Source organism: Sphingomonas cannabina (assembly GCF_021391395.1).
Taxonomy (GTDB): Bacteria; Pseudomonadota; Alphaproteobacteria; order Sphingomonadales; family Sphingomonadaceae; genus Sphingomonas; species Sphingomonas cannabina.
This window is the reverse complement of the sequence record NZ_CP090059.1, coordinates 4345010-4363553: the sequence shown is the minus strand read 5'-3', so window position 1 is coordinate 4363553 and position 18544 is coordinate 4345010. Positions and strand designations below refer to the sequence as shown.

The window sequence follows — 18544 nt, the reverse complement described above, 5'->3', positions numbered from 1 at the left end:
CGGGAGAGGAGTCCATGATGAGGCGAGCATCGCTGCTGATCCCGCTACTGGCAGGCCTCGTCGCCTGCCAGACGGCGCCATCGAAGGAGATTGCGACCGTGCCGGCCGCGCCGAGCGGTCAGGTGACGCTGACCGGGACGGTGATCTATCGCGAGCGTATCGCCCTGCCGCAGGACGCCCGGCTGAAGGTCCACATCAGCGACGTCAGCCGCATGGATGCGCCGGCGCCGGTGATCGCCGAGACCGAGATCGCCACCGAGGGGCGGCAGGTGCCGATCCCCTTCTCGCTCACCTATGCCCGCGCCCGCATCGACGCGCGCGGGCGCTATTCGGTGTCGGCGCGGATCACGGACGGAAGCGGGCGGCTGATCTGGATCACCGACACTCACAATGAGCTGCCGCCACCGGGCGAAACGATCGAGCTGCGGCTGGTGCGGGTGACCGGATAGACCGGGCGGGGCGACCGCTCCCGCGAGGGGCGATTGCCTGAAGCGGCTCGACGGCGGAACCAGGATCGCCGAGCGTTCTTCGTCAGCCATGGAGAAAGCGGTGCTGCGCCGCGAGGCCGGCGGCGCGGGCGGCTGCGCTCACCCGGGCCGTCGGCACGATATCACAGGCATGGAGCCCATCCGGGAAGACGTGCGGCGCGGTGGGGCCGCGCATAATCCATGTCCTCATCGAAAAAGGGATCGAGCGAGCCGGTGGAGATGAAGACCGGCCGGAGCCTGGACAGATCGGTCGCGTGGGCGGCCGCCCAAGGGTCCGGTCGGCAATCCCGCGCCGCGGGGTGCTTGATCGCAGGCTGATTGACGGCCGACCCCGTGCTCCATAGCCCTTCCGCATCGAAAGATGCGGGAGGGTTTTTCATGTGGGCTGCCGTAGCGGCGTTGCTGCTGCCGGTTTCGGGCGTATCGGCGACGGTGCAGCAACCGCCGATGACCGTCGCCGATTTCATCGCGCGGACCAACGCGTTGCGCGCGATGGGGGCAGCTGCGGCCGAATCACCGGAACTCCAGCAGCTCAAGGCCGAGATCGCGGGCGTGATCGCCGCCTATCGCGCCGACCTCGCCGCCGCGAGCCGGGCGGGCGAGCCGCCGCACAGCTGCCCGCCGCCGCGCGGCCGCACCGGCCTGACCAGCACCGACCTGATCCGCGAGTTCAACGCCATCCCGCCGGCCGATCGCGGGATCAGCGTCAGGGACGCCTTTTATGCGATCATGAAGAAGCGGTATCCGTGCCCGCAGTAAGGCCCGGCCCTCGACTTGCCCGAATGGACCGCGCATGGTCACAAGCGAGGGGGAACGGCTGTTGACGCGGTGGATAACGATAGCTGCTGCGCTGCTTCAGCCGATCTTCGCCGCCCAGACGGGATCGATCCAATCCGTGCCTCAGGCTGGCGATGCCTATGAAATCACGAGGGACAGCAAATCCTCGTGGCGAAGCAGCGAGGGTTCGTCGGGAAATTCAACCGATCGGGATACGATCATCGAGCGTATCGTTGCGGTGCGTGAAGCCGGCGTGGAGCTGGAGTACGACCTTCCGAAGAACGCCGCGGGGAAGGGGCGTCCGGGCAATTGGCAATTCCCCGCACGGGTCTTCAGGCCGTTTCACGGGCCACCGCAGTTGCTCAACGGCAGGGAACTGGAAGCACGGGCAGACAGCTGGCTCAAGGCGGCCGGCCTATCACGTGCGGCGTGCGGGCGATGGGTCTTCACATGGAATGCTTTTCGAATCGAATGCGATCCGCAATCGGTGATCCAGATGATCGAGCCGTTCGATCTGCGGTCCGTGGATCTTCGTGACGGAGCCCCCTACCAGGAGCGCGGGACGCGCGGGCCCGTGCCATTAAGAAAAACGGTCGGGTCCGGTGGCACGGCCTTTGTTGCCGAGATGACCATCGATCCAGACGCGGCGCGTCGAGATCTGGCCCAGTCCGATGTTGCCGCGGCCGAGATCAATCAGGAGACGTTGACGTTCGACGCGGCTCTTCGCGCACGGGCGCGCGAGGATATTTCCGGAACCGTTGTCACCGCGTTCGATAGCGATCCCGCAGGGCAGGCGCATCGGCGCAGGAAAGTTACGACGTTAGAGATCAGGGGCGCCGGCGGCCGGCTGGAGACACGGACAACGACGGAGATCGTGGAACGGCGGGCCGCTTCGCAACTCGATCCTTGATCGGCTACGGTTTGCGTCCCGACGCTCCGGACGACGTCCGTTGAGTTCGAACGGGAGGTTTTGCCTACCCGACCAGCCCCAGCCCGATCACCAGCACCAGGAACAGCGTGAGGATGATCACGATACACATGAGCAGGAAGAAGGTGCGCAGGATCGCGGTCCTGCGCCGGAGCTGATAGGCGCCGCGCAGCTGGCGGTAGAGGTGGATCACCGGGACAGCCGTCCCCACCAGTCCCAGCCAGGTATTGCTCACGCCGACCGCGCCCGCGAGGGTGAGCACGATGAACAGCAGCGACATGAACGCGAGCGAATAGGTCACGAACACGGCGTGGTCGTACATCTTGTAGTCGCGTTTCCAGAAGAACATCAGCCACATGAACGGCAGCGACAGCGGGATCAGCAGCCAGGAGAATTTGTAGCTGTTGGACTGGAGCTTGTAGAGCATCAGCTCCGGGTGCTTCTGCGCCTTCTCCAGCCCGTGATCGAGCCGCTCCCAGCCGGTGTGGATCGAGGTCTTGCTCGTCGACAGCGTCGGCTTCAGCACCGATTCGGTCTTCTCGAGCGTGGCGAGCGCTTCGCGGGCATCCGCGACCTGCTTGTCGAGCGCCGCCGCCTCCTTGGTGCCATCGGGCACCTTCGCGCGGTTCTTCTGCGCCTGTGCCAAGTCCTTCTCGAGGCGCTTGTGCCCCTCCTCGAGCCCGACCGCGAGCTCGCCCTTGCCGCCGATGTTGATGTCGCTCGGCGGCGAGATGCCCATGATCTGGAACATCGCGAACATGGTGAAGATCGAGAACAGGAACAGCGCCATCGGCGAGACGAAGCGTGCGCGCTCGCCATGGACGTAGCGCCGCGTCAGCTCGCCCGGGCGCCAGGCGAGTAGGGGCAGCGTCGACCACAGCTTGCCCTCGAAATGGACGACGCCGTGCAGGATCTCGTGCCAGATCGCGCCGAACGATCGATGGATGTGTGCGCTCTGGCCGCAGCGGTGGCAATGCGGCCCGACCAGCGCGGTCCCGCAGTTGAGGCAGAGGCCGCCTTCGCCATGGCCCACGTCCCCGCGATTCTCGCCCGCGTGCGGCTCGACCGCACGGCCGAGCAGCGCGCCTGTGATGATTTCTCCGGCTGCGTCCACCCCCATGGTGCCTCCGCCTACCATCTCGCGCCGCGCCATGCTAGCGGGCAGGAACGATGACCGACGCCACGCAACTGATCGCCGAGATGGGGGCCCGGGCCCGCGCCGCCGCCACGGTGCTGGCGGCAATGCCGAGCGCGGCCAAGGCCGGGGCGCTGCGCAAGGCGGCCGAGGCGCTACGCGATGCCGAGGGCGCGATCCTGGCCGCCAATGCCGAGGACATGGATGCGGCGGCCGACCTCTCCCCGGCGATGCGCGACCGGCTGCGGCTCGATCCTGCGCGGGTGCAGGCGACCGCCGACGGCGTCGCCGCGATCGCCGCGCTCGACGATCCGGTGGGGCAGGTGATCGACGAGCGCGAGCGGCCCAACGGCCTCAAGCTGTCGCGCGTCCGCGTGCCGATCGGGGTGATCGGGATCATCTACGAGAGCCGGCCCAACGTCACCGCCGACGCCGGGGCGCTGTGCGCGATGGCGGGCAACGCCGCGATCCTGCGCGGCGGATCGGAGGCGGTGCGCTCCAACCGCGCGATCCATGCCGCGCTGATCGAGGGGCTGGCGGCGGGCGGGATGCCGCGCGATGCGGTGCAGCTCGTCCCCACCACCGATCGCGCCGCGGTCGGCGCGATGCTGGCGGGCGAGGGCGTGATCGACATGGTGGTGCCGCGCGGCGGCAAGGGGCTGGTCGCGCGCGTGCAGGCGGAGGCGCGGGTGCCGGTGCTCGCCCATCTCGACGGCAACAACCACGTCTATGTCCATGCCGCCGCCGATCCGGCGATGGCCGAGCGGATCGTGCTCGACGCCAAGCTGCGCCGTACCGGCATCTGCGGCGCTGCGGAGACGCTGCTGATCGACCGCGGCTATGCCGATCCCGCGCCGATCGTCGAGAGGCTGCTCGATGCCGGCTGCGAACTGCGCGGCGATGCGGCGGCGCGGGCGATCGATGGCCGGATCGTGCCGGCGAGCGATGACGACTGGGATACGGAATATCTCGAATCGATCCTCGCCGTGCGCGTCGTCGACGGGTTCGACGAGGCGCTGGGCCATATCGCCGCGCACGGATCGCACCACACCGACGCGATCGTGACCGAGGATGCCGCCGCCGCCGAGAGCTTCCTGCGCGCCGTCGACAGCGCGATCGTGCTGTGGAACGCCTCGACCCAGTTCGCCGACGGCGGCGAGTTCGGGCTGGGGGCGGAGATCGGCATCGCCACCGGCCGGCTCCATGCCCGCGGGCCCGTCGCGCTCGAAGGGCTCACCACCTACAAATGGGTCGGGCGCGGGACGGGGCAGATTCGCGGGTGATCCCCTGGAAGCGGCGGTAGCGTCGCCTATCTGAGGCGTGGGCGTCCGCCCCGCTCAGGAGATCCAGCATGCGCTACAAACCGCTCGGCCGCACCGGTCTGTTCGTCTCCGAACTCTGCCTCGGCACCATGACCTTCGGCGGACAGGGCATGTTCGCCCGTATCGGCGATCTCCAGCAGGCCGACGCCGATGCGCTGGTCAAGGCATCGATCGACGCCGGGGTCAACTTCATCGACACCGCCAACGTCTATTCGGAAGGGCTATCGGAGCAGATCACCGGTCAGGCGATCAGGAACCTCGGCCTCGACCGCGATGCGCTGGTGATCGCGACCAAGGTGATGGGCCCGATGGGCGCCGGGCCCAACGACCGCGGCACCTCGCGCAAGCATATCCTGACCCAGGCGCGCGAAAGCCTGAAGCGGCTCGGCACCGACTATATCGACCTCTACCAGATCCACGGCTGGGACCCGGCGGTGCCGATCGAGGAGACGCTGGCGGCGCTCGATACGCTCGTGCGCGCCGGCGACGTGCGCTACGTCGGCGTCTCCAATTGGGCGGCGTGGCAGATCGCCAAGGCGCTCGGCATCTCCGAGCGCAGGGACCTAGCGCGGTTCCAGTCGGTCCAGGCCTATTACACACTCGCCGGCCGCGACCTCGAGCGCGAGATCGGGCCGATGGTCGCCTCCGAGGGGCTGGGGCTGATGGTGTGGAGTCCGCTCGCCGGCGGCTTCCTGTCGGGCAAGTACCGCAACGGCGGTGAGGGCCGCCGCGCCGGCTTCGCCTTCCCGCCGGTCGATGGGCCACGCGGCGACAAGGTGCTCGACGCGATGGCGCCGATCGCCGAGGCGCACGGGCGTTCGATGGCGCAGATCGCGCTCGCCTGGCTGCTGCAGCGGCCCGAGGTGACCAGCGTGATCGTCGGCGCCAAGCGGCCCGACCAGCTCGCCGACAACCTTGCCGCGGTCGATGTCGTGCTGAGTGCCGATGAGGTCGCCGCGCTCGACGCCGCCAGCGCGCTTCCGCCCGAATATCCGGGCTGGATGATCGAGCGCCAGGGCGAGTATCGCAAGGGTGGCGCCATCACCGCGCCGCCGTCGGGGCGCTGACCCGGCATTGCGGGATGGGTGCGGCATGTATACATTCGATACATGACCCATTCCGCCGTCGTTTCGGGCCGTATCGCCGCAGAGACTGCCGTCAAGCTCGACAAGCTGGCGGAACGGCTCGATCGCTCGCGCGCATGGATCGTTGCGCGCGCGGTCGAGCAGTTCGTGGAAGAGGAAGCCGAGTTCCTCGCCTCGCTCGACGAAGCCGAACGGCAGATCGATCGCGGCGAATTCTTCACCCAGGAGCAGATGGAAGCCTGGTTCGAGGCCCGTCATCGCGGTGAAGCCGCCGAGTGAGCGAGATACGGTTCGCCGCGCTTGCGCGGCGTGATCTCGAAGCGATCGATCGCCATTATCGTGCAGTCCACCCGCCCGTGGCGGAAACGATCGTCGCGCGGATTTTTGCGGCCACCCGACTGCTGGGGGACTTGCCGAAGGCCGGCCCCGTAACGGCGCGCGGCGATCGGCGCAAATGGCGCGTGGCCGACACGCCCTATCTCATTTTCTACCGCATCGAGACGGACCATGTCCGCATCCTGCGGGTGATCCACGGCGCGCGGCGGCAGGCTCGTCCATGAGCCGCATCGGCCTCCTCGGCGGGTCGTTCAACCCGGCGCATCGCGGGCATCGCGCGATCTCGCTCCATGCCCTGCGCGCGCTGGGGCTGGACGAGGTGTGGTGGCTGGTGTCGCCGGGCAATCCGCTCAAGGAGGGGGCGAGCGACATGGCGCCCTTCGCCGCGCGGATGGCCTCCGCCCGCGCCATGGCCCGGCATGCGCCGATCCGCGTCACCGGCATCGAGCGGCGGCTCAAGACCCGCTACACCGCCGATACGCTGGCCAAGCTGGTGCGCCTGTACCCGAAGCACGACTTCATCTGGCTGATGGGGGCGGACAATCTCGCCACCTTTCACCGCTGGGAGCGCTGGCGGCATATAGCCCATCTGGTCCCGATTGCGGTGATCGCGCGTCCGGGGTATGATAGGGATGCCCATGCAGGTCCGGCGATGGGTTGGCTGCGGCGCTCATTGAAGCCCGCGCGCCAGGCACTAAATTGGACCGGATGGAGATTGCCGGCGCTCGTGCTTCTGCGCTTCCGCCCCGATCCGACTTCGGCGACGCGGCTTCGGGCCGCCGATCCCGCCTGGCATCGCCGCTATTCCCGTCACCGCCGGTCGCGTGCGGGCATCCCGTAACCCCAGGAGTTCCCTTGGCCACCAACCCCCAAGTCCAGCGTTCGCCCGATGCCGACAGCGTCGAGGCGCTCCATCGGCTCGTGCTGGCGAGCCTCGACGACGATCAGGCGGTCGACACCGTCTCGATCCCGCTCGCGGGCAAGAGCAGCATCGCCGACCATATGGTCGTCGCCTCCGGGCGCTCGACCCGTCAGGTCGCGTCGATGGCGAACAAGCTCGCCGAGAAGATCAAGGCCGAGTTCGGCCGCTCCGCGCGCGTCGAGGGGCTGCCCAACGCCGATTGGGTGCTGATCGACGCGGGCGACGTCATCGTCCACCTGTTCCGCCCCGAGGTGCGCAGCTTCTACAATCTCGAGCGGATGTGGGCGTTCGGCGACGCTCCGCCGTCGGTCAACTGACGCCGCATTGCTGCTGCACATCGTCGCGCGGGGCCGCATCGGCCGCGGCCCCGAGGCTGAGCTCGTCGAGCGCTATCTCGCGCGTATCGCCTGGCCGACGAAGGTGACCGAGCTGCCCGATAAGGGCGGCAGGGTGCCGGCGGCGGACGGGGCGAGGATCGTCATGCTCGACGAGACCGGCGAGCTGATGGGATCGAAGGCATTCGCCGAGCGGCTCGGCCGCTGGCGCGACGATGGGGTGAGGGAGACGCGCTTCATGATCGGCGCCGCCGACGGCTTCGACGATGCCGAGCGCGCCCGTGCTGACCTGCTCCTGTCGTTCGGCCGGCTCACCTGGCCGCATCTGATGGCGCGGGCGATGCTCGCGGAGCAGCTGTTCCGCGCAACCAGCATCCTCGCCGGCCATCCCTATCATCGCGAGGGCTGACGGTGCGGCGGCTCGTCCTGCTCCCGCTCGCGCTGGTTGCCGCCGCCCCGGCGCCGCCCGACCGGCGCGCGGAGCTCAAGGCGGCCAATGCCGAAGCCGCCGCCGCTGAGGCGCGGTCACGCGCGCTCGAACGCGCGGCCGCGACCGAGCGGGACGAGGCGGCCAAGGCGCGCGCCCAGGAAGCCGCCGTCGCCGAGCGGATCAAGGCGGCCGAGGCGAAGATCGTCGCGGCACGGGCTCGCGTCACGCTGGTCGACGGCCTGATCACGGAGCAGCGCAAGCGTCTCGCCGAGCGCCAGGCGCCGATCGAGCGGCTGGTCGCGGCGCTGCAGTCGCTGGCCCGGCGCCCGGCCGCGGTGGCGCTGGTCCAGCCCGGATCGATGAGCGACATCGTCCATGTCCGCGCGGTGCTCGGCACGATGGTGCCGGTCGTCCGCCAGCGCACCGAGGCGGTCCGCGCCGAGATCGCCCGTTCCCGCAAGCTGCGCGCCAATGCCGCGCTCGCCGCCGCCACCTTGCGCGACGGTCACGCCAGCCTCCGCTCCGAGCGGCTGGCGCTGGTGCGCATGGAGGGAGAGCATCGCCTGAGGAGCCGCAACCTCGATCGCAGCGCGATGTTCGAGAGCGACCGCGCGATCGCGCTCGGCGAGCGGGCGCGCGATCTGGTCGATCAGATCGAGGAATCGGGCACCGCGGCCGAGACCGCCGCCGCGCTCGCCGCCCTGCCGGGCCCGCTGCCGCGCCCGGCCAAGGCGGGGGAATCACAGGCGCCGGCGCGTTTCGCGGTGCCGCCCTATCGGCTGCCCGCCGCCGGCCGCGTGGTCGAAGGACTTGGCGAGCTCTCGAGCGCGGGCGTGCGCTCGCGCGGCCTGACGCTGGCCGTCGTGCCCGGCGCCGCGGTCGCCGCACCGGCCGCCGGCCAGGTGCTGTTCGCCCGCCGCTTCCGCGATTACCGGACCGTCGTGATCATCGATCACGGCAACGGCTGGACCAGCGCGATCACCGGGCTTGCCGCCGTCGCCGTCAAGCGCGGCGATCGAGTCGCGCAGGGCGCTCCGCTCGGCCGCGCGGGCGCGGGCGACGCGCGCATCTCGGTCGAGCTGCGCCGCAAGGGAACGCCGGTCGATCTCGCCCAGCTGATCAGCTGACACGGTCAGGCGCGATCCGACAGAGCAAAGCTTTGCGTGGCCCTTCCAAAACCGCTAGCCTGAGAATAACTCCGCAGGACTGATGCCCGATGGCCCGTATGCTTAGCTCTCTTCTCCGCGCTTCCGCGATCGTCGGCACGCTCGCGCTGGTTCCCGTCACCACTGCCGCCATGGCGGAGGTCGATACCGGCGCCTATCGCGAGCTCGACGTGTTCATGGACATCTACAATCGCGTGAAGGCCGACTACGTCGACAAGGTCGACGACAAGACCCTGGTCAAGGGCGCGATCCAGGGGATGCTCGCCGCGCTCGATCCGCATTCGAGCTATGTCGACGCGCTCGACTTCGACAACATGAAGATCCAGACCGAGGGCAATTACGGCGGCCTCGGCCTCACCGTCACGTCGGAGGACGGCGCGGTCAAGGTGATCGCGCCGACCGAGGATACCCCCGCCTGGCGCGCCGGGATCAAGGCGGGTGACTATATCACCCACATCAACGGCCAGCTCATCTACGGCCAGACCCTCGACGAGGCGATCGAGGGGATGCGCGGCGAGCCCGGCACCAAGGTGTCGATCACCGTCGTCCGCCCCGGCCGCGACAAGCCGCTCGACTTCACGCTGGTGCGCGAGCGCATCATCCAGAAGCCGGTGAAGTGGGAAGTGAAGGACGGCGTCGGCGTCATCAACATCAACACCTTCTCCGCCAACACCGGCGCCGACACTCGGGCGGCGATCATGTCGATCGAGAAGTCGCTCGGCCATGCCCCGACCGGCTATATCGTCGACCTGCGCGACAACGGCGGCGGCCTGCTGACCCAAGCGATCGAGGTCAGCGACGCCTTCCTCGACCATGGCGAGATCGTCTCCCAGCGCGGCCGCGAGAAGACCGACATCGAGCGCTATTACGCCAAGCCCGGCGACCTCGCCCGCGGCCTGCCGGTGATCGTGCTCACCGATTCGGGCACCGCCTCCGCCTCGGAGATCGTGGCGGGCGCGCTGCAGGACCATCACCGCGCGCTGGTGATGGGCGAGCGCAGCTTCGGCAAGGGATCGGTGCAGACGCTGCTGCCGCTGTCGGCCAATTCGGCGCTGCGGCTGACCACGGCGCGCTACTACACCCCCTCGGGCCGGTCGGTGCAGGAGGGCGGGATCGAGCCCGACATCACCGTGCCGCAGCTCAGTGACGCCGACTACAAGACGCGGCCGGTGTTCCGCGAGGCGGACCTGCGCCGGCACCTGATCAACGAGGCCAAGGTCGACAACAAGGTCCTCGAGGAGGACACCGTCGAGGATCCCCGCTTCGCCGCCACGGCCGAGGCGTTGGAGAAGAAGGGGGTCAAGGACTTCCAGCTCGACTATGCCGTGAAGACGATCGCGCGCCTGTCGACCGTCGCGCCGCAGAAGGTGGCGGCGGTGGCGCCGCGCAGGCGCTGATCGGTTCCTCCATGCGCTCGAAGCTGGTCACCGCCAATCTGCTGGCGCTGCTCGTCTCGGCGGCGCTGCTCGCCGGCGCGTTCGGATCGGAGCTGCTCGGCAAGCTGGTGCCGTGCGAGATGTGCTGGTGGCAGCGCTGGCCGCATATGGCGGCGATCCCGCTCGCGCTGATCGCCTTCCCGGCGCCGGTTCCGCTGCGCCGGTTCCTGGTGACGCTCGCCGGCATTGCGATCGCGATCAGCGGCCTGATTGGCGTGTTCCACGCCGGCGTCGAATATCACTGGTGGCAGGGCATCACCGCCTGCACGTCGACGATCCATTCGAACGGCGACATCCAGGCGACGCTCGACGCGATCATGAACGCGCCGGTGATCCGCTGCGACGTCGCGCAATGGACGTTGTTCGGAATTTCGCTCGCCGGGTACAATGCCATCTTCTCAATCGCCGGTGCGATCGCCATCTGGGCGCTGGCATGGAGCAGGCGGTGACAGGACGAGCCCTTCCCGGCGACCGGCGCAGCGACGTCGCGTCGATGATCCGCGTCGATCAGGCCGGCGAATATGGCGCGACCCGCATCTACCAGGGCCAGCTCGCGGTGATGGGCGACCGCACGCCCGCCGCGCGCAAGATCGCGGCGATGGCGGGGCAGGAGGAGCGCCACCGCGCCTTCTTCGACGCGCTGATCGCCAGGCGCGGGGTGCGGCCGACCGCGCTCCAGCCGTTCTGGAACGTCGCCGGCTTCGCGCTGGGCGCGGTCACCGCGGCGATCGGGCCGGAGGCGGCGATGGCCTGCACCGTCGCGGTCGAGACCGAGATCGACCGCCACTACCAGCAGCAGCTCGACGAGCTCGGCGACAGCGATCCGGAACTCTCCGAGGCGGTCGCGCGCTTCCGCGACGAGGAGATCGAGCACCGCGACACCGCGCTCGCCAGCGGGGCGGAGATGGCGCCGGCCTATCCGGTGATGAGTGGCCTGATCAGGCTGGGCTGCCGGGCGGCGATTGCCGTGGCGAAGAGGATTTGAGACTATGGCTGCGATGAAGCTGCTGTTGCCCGTGATCGGCCTGTTCGCCGCCGTTCCCGCGTTCGCGCAGGACGCGCCGGTCAACGGCGTGGTCATCCTCTACGGCGACCAGAAATGTCCGACCAACAAGGACGGGCAGGAGATCGTCGTGTGCCAGCGCCGCGACGCCGGCGAGCAGTTCCGCGTGCCCAAGGAGCTGCGCGAGCCCGAGATCAAGCCGGAGTACCAGGCCTGGTCGACCAAGGTCGACGACGTGCTCGCGACCGGCGCGACGGGCACGGGCAGTTGCTCGACGGTCGGCCCGGGCGGCCAGACCGGCTGCTTCGTGACGGGAGCGACGCGGGCTCGTCAGGAGCGCCGCGCCAAGGCGCAGGCCGACAGCGCCTATACCGATCGCTGATCGAAGCCCCCCATGCCGTGATGTCCTAGAGGGGGGATGGAGACCGCGGCATCGATAGGGGGCGGCGATCGTGCTCGCCTGCGCGTCACCGCGGCGCTGTTGTTCGCGCTCGTGTGGCTCTCGTGCGTCTGGTTCGGATCGTGGGAGTGGAACCCTAACCATGCGACGCGGCTGTTCGCGGCGTTGTCGATCGTCGAGCAGGGCGATGCCACCATCGACGAATATCAGGCGCTGACGATCGACAAGGCGCGGTTCGGCGATCATTTCTACCTCGACAAGGCGCCGGGGATGACGCTGATGGCGTTGCCGGCGGTGGCCTTCGCCGACGCCGCGACCGGGCAGCAGGCGCATGACCTGCGCCTTCAGCTCTACGATGTCGGGTTCGAGCGGTTCCTGCGGCTGCGACTGCGGCTGGCGGTCGCCACCAGCGTCGCGCTGCTGACGGCGCTGGCCGCGCTGGCGCTGTTCGACTGGGGGCGCGTGCTCGGCGGGAGCGCGGCGGCGGGGGTGTTCGCGGCGATCGGATTCGCGCTCGGCACGCCGATCTGGGGGTGGTCGACGACCCTGTTCGGCCATGCGCCGGTGGCGGCGCTTTATGTCGTGGCGGCCTGGGCGGTGTGGCGCGGAAGCTACGGTGAGCGGCCGTCGACCAAACTCGCGCTGCTGGCCGGGCTGGCGCTCGGCTGGGCGGTGGTGATCGACCATGCGGCGGCGATCGGCGGCGTGGCGATCGGGCTGTGGGCCTTGTGGCGGCTGCGGCGCTATGGCTTTCCGGCCGGTCTCATTATTGCTGCCATGGCGGGCGGAGGCGCCGCGCTTCTCGTGCTCGTCGGCTACAATCTGTTCGCGTTCCACACCCCGTTCCGCCTCGGCTATCAGGGCGTGGTCGGGTTCGAGGGGATGCAGCAGGGCCTGTTCGGCCTCACTTATCCGAAGCCGGCGGCGCTGTTCGAAATCCTCGTCGGCGATCGGCGCGGGCTGGTGTGGGTGGCGCCGATCCTCGTTCCCGCCGTGATCGGCTGCACGCTGATGCTCCGGCGGCGGAGCATGCGCGACATCGGCGTGCTGGCGCTGGCGGTGGCGCTGCTAACGGTCCTCTACAATGCGTCCTACGTCTATTGGGACGGCGGCAACTCGACCGGGCCGCGCCATGTGGTGCCGATGATCGGTCTGCTGGCGCTCGGTCTCGCGCCGCTCTGGGGCATGGCGCGCAGCTGGTCGAAGGCGCTGCTGCTGGCGGTGCTGGCCGGCTCGGTCGCGCTCAACAGCATCATCGCCTCGGCGGAGATCATGTCGGGCGGGCGCGAACCCTTCCCCTTGTGGAGCGACGTGATCCGCGAGCGGTTCCTCGGCGGCCAGCTCCGCACGCTGCCGAGCGAATGGCTGGGGTGGAGCGTCTGGTCCGGCTATGCGGCGTGGTGGGTCGTCGCGGCGCTGGCGGCCGTCGGCCTCGCGATCCTCACCATGCGACCGTCCGCCAGCCCCGCTCGCGTGCGATCCGGCGCAGCTTTGCCCCAGGATTGACCGCGATCGCCTCGTCCGCCCACTCAAAGGTGGGGACGTCGGTCAGATTGTCCGAATAGAAGCGGACATGGAGCTGGTCGCGATCGAGCGACTGCTCGGCGATCCACGCCTCGATCGCCTGCAGCTTGGCGACGCCACGATAATTGTCGCCGTCGATCCTGTGGGTGAGCTGGTCACCTTCGCGGCGCACTTTGGTGGCGAGCGCCGCCTCCATGCCGAGGCTCTCGGCGATGCGGTGCGCATAATGGTCGGGCGCGGCGGTGGCGAGGATCAGGCGGCGGCCCTCGGCGCGGTCGGCGGCGAGCTGCTCGAGCGCGGCGGGGCGGAATCCGCCGGCGAGGAGCCGCGCCAGGAACGGCGCGGTCGCGCGCTCGTGCGCCTCGGCGCTCAAGCGTGGACCGAGCAGCAGCTGGTGCATCAGCTCCTTGGTGCGCTTGCGGTCGATCAGCCCGGCCTTGTACGCCGCCGTCGCCGCCGCCGCGGCCGGCACCAGCAGCAGGCGCCACGGCGCCACCGTGCGGGCGGCGTGCAGCAGATAGGGCGAATAGGTCGGCAGCCGCGTCAGCGTGCGGTCGAGGTCGAAGATCGAGAGCTTGTTCCCGCTCTCCGTCGCGCTGTCCAATGCAGTTCCCCCGGGCAGGATGAAGCTTCGCCCTAGCTCCTCCGAATCCCGCGCACCATGGTTCGGCAGCAGAAAATATACTGGCGAACGCGCCGGGCCGCGCTATCTGGGCGGCCATGATTGGCGTGATCCTGAGTGCCGGCATCGGCTCCCGCCTGCTGCCGCTCACGCAGGAGATGCCGAAATGCCTGATCGAGGTCGAGGGGCGGAGCATCCTCGACCGCCAGCTCGAGGCGCTGGCGGTGGCCGGCCTGACCAAGGCGGTGATCGTCGGCGGCTATCGCTATCGGCAGATCATCGCGCACCTCCAGCGCACGCCGCCACCGCTGCCGGTCGAGTTCGTGTTCAACCCCTTCTGGTCGGTGGCGAGCAGCATCGGCAGCGTGTGGATGGCGCGCGAGCATCTTCGCGAGCCCTTCTGCCTGATGAACGGCGACACGGTGTTCGATCCGCCGCTGATCGCCGATGCGGTCGCCCGCACCGCGAGCGGCGTCAACCTGTTGGTCGAGCGGCTCGGCGAGCCGGCGCTCGACGACATGCTGGTGACGGTCGCGAACGGCGAGATCTGCGCGGTGGCCAAGGACCTGCCGCCGGATGTCGCGACGCACCGCTCGCTGGGGGTGATCCTGTCGGCGGGCGGCGATGCCTATCCGGACGCGCTGGAGCGGGTGATCGCTGCCCCCGGAGGGCTCAATTCCTACCATCATGCGGTGGTCGCCCGGCTTGCCCAGACCGTCGGCGTCGGCGCAATCGAGACGGACCGCGCGCTGTGGCAGGAGATCGACCGGCCCGAGGACATCGCCGGATGGAGCGGGCGGGGCGGCCAGTGAAGGCCCCGGGAAAGGCCGAGGTCGCGTTCCTGTTCCTCGGCGAGACGCTGCTGATCCCGCACCTCTATCCCATCCTGGAGGAGCTGGCGCGCGCTGCGCCGGAGCTGCCGATCGACGCATGGATTGCGACTTCGGTCCATGAGGAGCTGCTCGGCCGCTGGCTGGCCGAGATGGGGACGACCGGAGTTCGCCTGCGCCGCGCGCCGGGGTTTCGCACGCTTCACGGCTATGACGACGGGCGCAATCCGCCGCTCCCGCCCAAGCTTCTGACGCTCGCCCGCCTCGCGCCGGCGCTGGCCCGGACGCCGGTGGCGGTGTGCGCCGAGCAGACCAGCCTGTGGCTGCCGACGCTGCTGCCGCTCCGGACCCGCTTCATCAAGACGCTGCACGGGGCGGGATCGATGTCCGCCTATTCCGACCGCCGCCGCAAGTCGGCCTGGCTGACCTTCGTCGCCTCCGAGCGCGAGCGTGCCACGCTGGCGAGCTTCGGCGTCGATGCCGACCGTATCCTCGCGCTCGGCTACATGAAGGCGGGCTTCCGCCACGCCCAAGCCGCGGACCTCCGCTTCGCCGAGCCGCGGCCGGTGCTGCTCTACACGCCGCACTGGCAGCAGCACCGATCGTCCTGGTGGCGGTGGGGCGAGGAGGTGGTGCGCCGGGTGATCGCGTCGGGCCGCTACAACCTGATCTTCGCGCCGCACCAGCGGCTGGTCGAGCGCGCCCCGGAGGTGCGGACGCTCTGCGCCGAGCTGGCAGGACGGGGCGACGTGCATTGCGACCTCGACAGCTTCGCGATGGTCGACGGCAGCTACACCGCGGCGGCCGACATCTATCTCGGCGATACGTCGAGCCAGGTCGTGGAGTTCCTGATGCGGCCGCGGCCGTGCGTCTTCCTCAACGCGCATGGCGTCGCGTGGCAGGGCGATAGCGTCTACGACATGTGGCAGGCGGGCGACGTCGTCGACGATATCGACGCGTTGGCAGCCGCGCTCGAACGGGCCCCTCGCGAGCATGAGCGCTACGCGGCGGTGCAGCGCGCCTTCGCTGCGGAGGTGCTGGGCGACGCCAGCGGCGCGGCGCCTCGGCGGGCGGCGGCCGAAGTGCTGGCCGCGTTGCGCTGAACCGCGCAACAGGCGCTATCGCGACGACCCCGTGTTCGGCTATCGGAATGACCGATGAAGGATGATGTGACCGCACCCCAGCCGGTGGTCGTGCCCTGGGGCGACAATCCGACGCGGATCTGGGGCATGACCGCGAGCGAGCGGCTGCGGCGGATCGCGCTCGCGCAGCAGCTGCCGCTGCAGGGTGATCCGGCGCACGGCGCGATCGTCGCCAACCTCGATTTCGTGTTCGATCCGATCTGGATGGCGCATCTCAAGCGCCGCCCGGGTACCGTCGTCACGCGCGAGGGCGTGCCGGTGCTCGCGCATGTCGCCAACGCGGCGCAGCGCGGGGCGGTGCTGGCGGCGATGTCCGCGGATGCGCCGCTCGCGCCCGATGCCGGGCTCGATGTGATCGCGGCCGAGGCGGAGGAGGGGCTGTTCAACGAGGCGCTGCGCAAGCGCGAACGGCCCTTCGCCGAGCGGCTGGTGCCCGAGAACGTCCGCGCGATCGAGCGGGCGAGCTATGCCGGCGCCTACAAGGGCGTCACCGACATCCTCACCAAATATCTCTGGCCGGAATGGGCGTTCGCGCTGACCCGGCTGGCGGCGCGGCTCGGCATCTCGCCCAACCAGGTGACGGCGATCGGCAGCGTGCTGTGCATCATCGCCACCATCGCCTTCTGGCACGGCTGGTTCTGGAGCGGCCTGGCGGTCGGCCTGATCTTCATGGTGCTCGACACCGTCGACGGCAAGCTCGCGCGCTGCACCATCACCTCCTCGGCGCTCGGCAACGCCTGGGATCACGGCGTCGACCTCGTCCATCCGCCCTTCTGGTGGTGGGCATGGGCGGCGGGCTGCGCGGTCTATGGCCGGCCGCTCGACGACCGGACCTTCTGGATCGTGATCGGCACCATCCTGTTCGGCTATGTCGCGCAGCGGCTGATCGAGGGCGCGTTCATCGCGCGCTTCGGGATGCACATCCATGTGTGGGAGCGGTTCGACAGTCAGTTCCGGCTGGTCACCGCGCGGCGCAACCCGAACATGGTGATCCTGTTCGCTTTCCTGGTCATCGGGCGGCCCGACTGGGGCATCATCGCGGTCGCGGCGTGGACCGCATTGTCGCTCGTCGTCCATCTCGTCCGGCTGATCCAGGCGATGGTCGTCCGGGCACGCGGGCGCGAGATCGTCAGCTGGCTCGCGTGACCCGAGGACCCGCTGGACCGGAGGAACGCGGCGTGAGCGGCGGCGTGCGGGCGATCGCCCGCAACTTGAGCTGGATGCTGGCCAGCCGCGGCGTGCTGGCGGTGCTCTCGCTCGTCTACATCGCCATCGTCACCCGCACGCTGGGCGTCAGCAACTTCGGCCGGTTCGCGCTGATCGTCGGCGCCTCGCAGGCGCTGGCGACCCTGGTCGGCTTCCAGACCTGGCAGATCATCGTCCAATACGGCACCGCCTATGTCCATTCGGGCGACGAAGCGCGGCTGTCCAAGCTGGTGCGCGCCTGCGGATTGCTCGACCTGGGCAGCGCGGTGGCGGGGACGCTGCTGGCGGCGGTGATCATCTACAACTGGGGCGAGGCCCTGGGGGTGAGGGAGGTGCATGCGCGCGCCACCATGTTGTTCACCGTCGCCCAGCTCCTCTCGATCCGCTCGACCCCGCTCGGCGTGCTGAGGATGCGCGACCGCTTCTCGCTGGCGGCGCTGGCGGACAGCGTGACGCCGCTCGTCAGGCTGGTCGGTGCGGCGCTGGCGGTGGTGATCAAGCCGACCGTCAGCGGCTTCCTGGTCGCCTGGGCGCTGGCCGAGGTGCTGACCGCGGCCGCCTATTGGGTCCTGCTCGCGCGGACCGGCGACCTCCAGCTGCTGAAGCGCGGCGGCAGCCTCAAGGGCGTGATCCGCGAGCATCCGGGCATCGTCCGCTTCGCGCTCAGCACCAACGCCAATTCGACGCTCGGCCTGTCGAGCAAGCAGGTGCCGCTGCTGCTGGTCGGCGGCATCGCCGGCACCGCCTCGGCCGGCGCCTTCCGGCTGGCGCTGCAGCTTGCCCAGGCGCTCACCAAATTCTCGCAGCTGCTCGCCCGCGCCGCCTTTCCGGAGATCGTCCGCGCGGTCGGCACCGGCGGGATGCACCGGGTCGGCGGGCTGATCGGGCGCTCGTTCCTGATGACCAGCATCATCGCCGCCGTCGTGTTCGTGATCATCGTCGTGGCGGGCAAGCCGGTGCTGACGCTGATGGGCGGCAGCGCGTTCGCGCGCGGCTACCCGATCCTGATCTGGCTGGCGGCGGCCGGCTGCATCGACCTGATGATCGTCGGCTTCGAGCCGCTACTGCTCGCCGCCAACCGCTCCGGCCTGACCTTCGTCGTGCGGCTGATCGCGGCGGCGGTGCTGTTCGCCGTCGCCTTCCTGCTCGACGACCGATATGGCGTGATCGGCGTGGCGATCGCGGTGGTGGCGAACTCGCTGGTGATCGCGCTCCTCCTCGGAATCGCGACGATGCGGCTGCTTAGGGTCCAAACCCATAAACGGCAACGACCGTGATCGCCCGGAGGGACGGGCGGATTTTGGCGCATGGCGTCGTCGCTCGTCAGTCACGATGCTATCCGCATCGCTCCTTCCTCACTCCTAGCCCTGCACCAAAATCCGCTCCGTCACGGCCACTGCCGTTTATGGGTTTGGACCCTAGGACCGGCCGGAACGCTGACGCATAAAGATACAAAG

22 protein-coding genes are annotated in these 18544 nt (G+C 69.5%); 20 read left to right on the top strand and 2 right to left on the bottom strand.

Annotated elements, in window-relative coordinates; translation table 11 throughout:
* The first annotated feature begins 17 nt into the window (after nt 1-17).
* The 3 genes from LZK98_RS20375 to LZK98_RS20365 all read left to right on the top strand — a co-directional run bounded on the left by LZK98_RS20375 (nt 18) and on the right by LZK98_RS20365 (nt 2175).
* Entirely contained in the window at nt 18-449 is a 432-nt protein-coding gene (locus LZK98_RS20375) for a YbaY family lipoprotein (protein ID WP_233784332.1), read from the top strand.
* Between the two features lie 417 nt (nt 450-866).
* A complete protein-coding gene (locus tag LZK98_RS20370; RefSeq protein WP_233784331.1) occupies nt 867-1247 on the top strand; it encodes a hypothetical protein in 381 nt (126 codons plus the stop codon).
* 34 nt (nt 1248-1281) lie between these two features.
* Nucleotides 1282-2175: a hypothetical protein gene (locus tag LZK98_RS20365; protein ID WP_233784330.1), complete on the top strand. Its 894-nt coding sequence runs from the start codon at nt 1282-1284 to the stop codon at nt 2173-2175.
* A 64-nt stretch (nt 2176-2239) separates the two neighbouring features.
* On the opposite strand, the gene LZK98_RS20360 is transcribed toward LZK98_RS20365, so the two are convergent.
* Nucleotides 2240-3313: a DUF3667 domain-containing protein gene (locus tag LZK98_RS20360; RefSeq protein WP_233784329.1), complete on the bottom strand. Its 1074-nt coding sequence runs from the start codon at nt 3311-3313 to the stop codon at nt 2240-2242.
* Nucleotides 3314-3363: 50 nt separating this feature from the next.
* Between LZK98_RS20360 and LZK98_RS20355 the strand changes: the two genes are divergently transcribed.
* From LZK98_RS20355 to LZK98_RS20295, 13 genes are all read left to right on the top strand, one after another.
* Nucleotides 3364-4611 (top strand): glutamate-5-semialdehyde dehydrogenase, encoded by a 1248-nt coding sequence (locus LZK98_RS20355; RefSeq protein ID WP_233784328.1) that lies wholly within the window; start codon nt 3364-3366, stop codon nt 4609-4611.
* A gap of 68 nt (nt 4612-4679) precedes the next feature.
* A complete protein-coding gene (locus tag LZK98_RS20350) occupies nt 4680-5717 on the top strand; it encodes an aldo/keto reductase (protein ID WP_233784327.1) in 1038 nt (345 codons plus the stop codon).
* A 42-nt stretch (nt 5718-5759) separates the two neighbouring features.
* A complete protein-coding gene (locus LZK98_RS20345) occupies nt 5760-6014 on the top strand; it encodes a CopG family ribbon-helix-helix protein (RefSeq protein ID WP_233784326.1) in 255 nt (84 codons plus the stop codon).
* Nucleotides 6011-6295, top strand: a complete 285-nt coding sequence (locus tag LZK98_RS20340; RefSeq protein WP_233784325.1) for a type II toxin-antitoxin system RelE/ParE family toxin — start codon at nt 6011-6013, stop codon at nt 6293-6295. The genes LZK98_RS20345 and LZK98_RS20340 overlap by 4 nt, the downstream gene beginning before the upstream one ends.
* The gene (locus LZK98_RS20335) at nt 6292-6912 is read left to right on the top strand and encodes a nicotinate-nucleotide adenylyltransferase (RefSeq protein WP_233784324.1); all 621 of its coding nucleotides are present in this window, start codon (nt 6292-6294) and stop codon (nt 6910-6912) included. The genes LZK98_RS20340 and LZK98_RS20335 overlap by 4 nt, the downstream gene beginning before the upstream one ends.
* Before the next feature lie 14 nt (nt 6913-6926).
* The gene (rsfS, locus tag LZK98_RS20330) at nt 6927-7310 is read left to right on the top strand and encodes a ribosome silencing factor (RefSeq protein ID WP_233784323.1); all 384 of its coding nucleotides are present in this window, start codon (nt 6927-6929) and stop codon (nt 7308-7310) included.
* Between the two features lie 7 nt (nt 7311-7317).
* Nucleotides 7318-7737 carry a 23S rRNA (pseudouridine(1915)-N(3))-methyltransferase RlmH gene (locus LZK98_RS20325; protein ID WP_233784322.1) on the top strand — a complete coding sequence of 140 codons (420 nt, stop codon included), beginning with the start codon at nt 7318-7320 and terminating at the stop codon, nt 7735-7737.
* A gap of 2 nt (nt 7738-7739) precedes the next feature.
* Nucleotides 7740-8885: a murein hydrolase activator EnvC family protein gene (locus tag LZK98_RS20320; protein ID WP_233784321.1), complete on the top strand. Its 1146-nt coding sequence runs from the start codon at nt 7740-7742 to the stop codon at nt 8883-8885.
* Nucleotides 8886-8983: 98 nt separating this feature from the next.
* Nucleotides 8984-10321, top strand: coding sequence for a S41 family peptidase (locus LZK98_RS20315; RefSeq protein ID WP_233786656.1), 1338 nt, complete (start codon nt 8984-8986; stop codon nt 10319-10321).
* An 11-nt stretch (nt 10322-10332) separates the two neighbouring features.
* On the top strand, nt 10333-10809 hold the full coding sequence (locus LZK98_RS20310; protein ID WP_233784320.1) for a disulfide bond formation protein B: 477 nt from the start codon (nt 10333-10335) through the stop codon (nt 10807-10809).
* 44 nt (nt 10810-10853) lie between these two features.
* The gene (locus tag LZK98_RS20305) at nt 10854-11345 is read left to right on the top strand and encodes a demethoxyubiquinone hydroxylase family protein (protein WP_233786655.1); all 492 of its coding nucleotides are present in this window, start codon (nt 10854-10856) and stop codon (nt 11343-11345) included.
* Between the two features lie 4 nt (nt 11346-11349).
* A complete protein-coding gene (locus LZK98_RS20300; RefSeq protein WP_233784319.1) occupies nt 11350-11745 on the top strand; it encodes a hypothetical protein in 396 nt (131 codons plus the stop codon).
* Nucleotides 11746-11781: 36 nt separating this feature from the next.
* The gene (locus LZK98_RS20295; protein WP_233784318.1) at nt 11782-13269 is read left to right on the top strand and encodes a hypothetical protein; all 1488 of its coding nucleotides are present in this window, start codon (nt 11782-11784) and stop codon (nt 13267-13269) included.
* Here the strand turns inward: LZK98_RS20295 and LZK98_RS20290 are convergent.
* Nucleotides 13205-13891, bottom strand: a complete 687-nt coding sequence (locus tag LZK98_RS20290) for an HAD family hydrolase (RefSeq protein ID WP_233784317.1) — start codon at nt 13889-13891, stop codon at nt 13205-13207. The genes LZK98_RS20295 and LZK98_RS20290 overlap by 65 nt on opposite strands.
* 116 nt (nt 13892-14007) lie before the next feature.
* Here LZK98_RS20290 and LZK98_RS20285 point away from each other — a divergent pair, with 116 nt between their 5' ends.
* The 4 genes from LZK98_RS20285 to LZK98_RS20270 are packed head-to-tail and all read left to right on the top strand — an operon-like array spanning nt 14008 to nt 18364.
* On the top strand, nt 14008-14721 hold the full coding sequence (locus LZK98_RS20285; RefSeq protein WP_233784316.1) for a phosphocholine cytidylyltransferase family protein: 714 nt from the start codon (nt 14008-14010) through the stop codon (nt 14719-14721).
* Nucleotides 14718-15842: a hypothetical protein gene (locus LZK98_RS20280; protein ID WP_233784315.1), complete on the top strand. Its 1125-nt coding sequence runs from the start codon at nt 14718-14720 to the stop codon at nt 15840-15842. Before LZK98_RS20285 ends, LZK98_RS20280 begins: the two co-directional genes overlap by 4 nt.
* A 54-nt stretch (nt 15843-15896) precedes the next feature.
* Nucleotides 15897-17027, top strand: a complete 1131-nt coding sequence (locus LZK98_RS20275) for a CDP-alcohol phosphatidyltransferase family protein (protein ID WP_233784314.1) — start codon at nt 15897-15899, stop codon at nt 17025-17027.
* Between the two features lie 32 nt (nt 17028-17059).
* On the top strand, nt 17060-18364 hold the full coding sequence (locus tag LZK98_RS20270) for a lipopolysaccharide biosynthesis protein (protein ID WP_233784313.1): 1305 nt from the start codon (nt 17060-17062) through the stop codon (nt 18362-18364).
* The last annotated feature ends 180 nt before the right edge of the window (nt 18365-18544 follow it).

What these genes read in the sequence shown, in the direction of transcription:
- LZK98_RS20375 (WP_233784332.1), top strand. Translation starts at nt 18, where the DNA reads ATGAGGCGAGCATCGCTGCTGATCCCGCTACTGGCAGGCCTCGTCGCC.
- LZK98_RS20370 (WP_233784331.1), top strand. Translation starts at nt 867, where the DNA reads ATGTGGGCTGCCGTAGCGGCGTTGCTGCTGCCGGTTTCGGGCGTATCG.
- LZK98_RS20365 (WP_233784330.1), top strand. Translation starts at nt 1,282, where the DNA reads ATGGTCACAAGCGAGGGGGAACGGCTGTTGACGCGGTGGATAACGATA.
- LZK98_RS20360 (WP_233784329.1), bottom strand. Translation starts at nt 3,313, where the DNA reads ATGGGGGTGGACGCAGCCGGAGAAATCATCACAGGCGCGCTGCTCGGC.
- LZK98_RS20355 (WP_233784328.1), top strand. Translation starts at nt 3,364, where the DNA reads ATGACCGACGCCACGCAACTGATCGCCGAGATGGGGGCCCGGGCCCGC.
- LZK98_RS20350 (WP_233784327.1), top strand. Translation starts at nt 4,680, where the DNA reads ATGCGCTACAAACCGCTCGGCCGCACCGGTCTGTTCGTCTCCGAACTC.
- LZK98_RS20345 (WP_233784326.1), top strand. Translation starts at nt 5,760, where the DNA reads ATGACCCATTCCGCCGTCGTTTCGGGCCGTATCGCCGCAGAGACTGCC.
- LZK98_RS20335 (WP_233784324.1), top strand. Translation starts at nt 6,292, where the DNA reads ATGAGCCGCATCGGCCTCCTCGGCGGGTCGTTCAACCCGGCGCATCGC.
- LZK98_RS20315 (WP_233786656.1), top strand. Translation starts at nt 8,984, where the DNA reads ATGCTTAGCTCTCTTCTCCGCGCTTCCGCGATCGTCGGCACGCTCGCG.
- LZK98_RS20310 (WP_233784320.1), top strand. Translation starts at nt 10,333, where the DNA reads ATGCGCTCGAAGCTGGTCACCGCCAATCTGCTGGCGCTGCTCGTCTCG.
- LZK98_RS20305 (WP_233786655.1), top strand. Translation starts at nt 10,854, where the DNA reads ATGATCCGCGTCGATCAGGCCGGCGAATATGGCGCGACCCGCATCTAC.
- LZK98_RS20300 (WP_233784319.1), top strand. Translation starts at nt 11,350, where the DNA reads ATGGCTGCGATGAAGCTGCTGTTGCCCGTGATCGGCCTGTTCGCCGCC.
- LZK98_RS20295 (WP_233784318.1), top strand. Translation starts at nt 11,782, where the DNA reads ATGGAGACCGCGGCATCGATAGGGGGCGGCGATCGTGCTCGCCTGCGC.
- LZK98_RS20285 (WP_233784316.1), top strand. Translation starts at nt 14,008, where the DNA reads ATGATTGGCGTGATCCTGAGTGCCGGCATCGGCTCCCGCCTGCTGCCG.
- LZK98_RS20275 (WP_233784314.1), top strand. Translation starts at nt 15,897, where the DNA reads ATGAAGGATGATGTGACCGCACCCCAGCCGGTGGTCGTGCCCTGGGGC.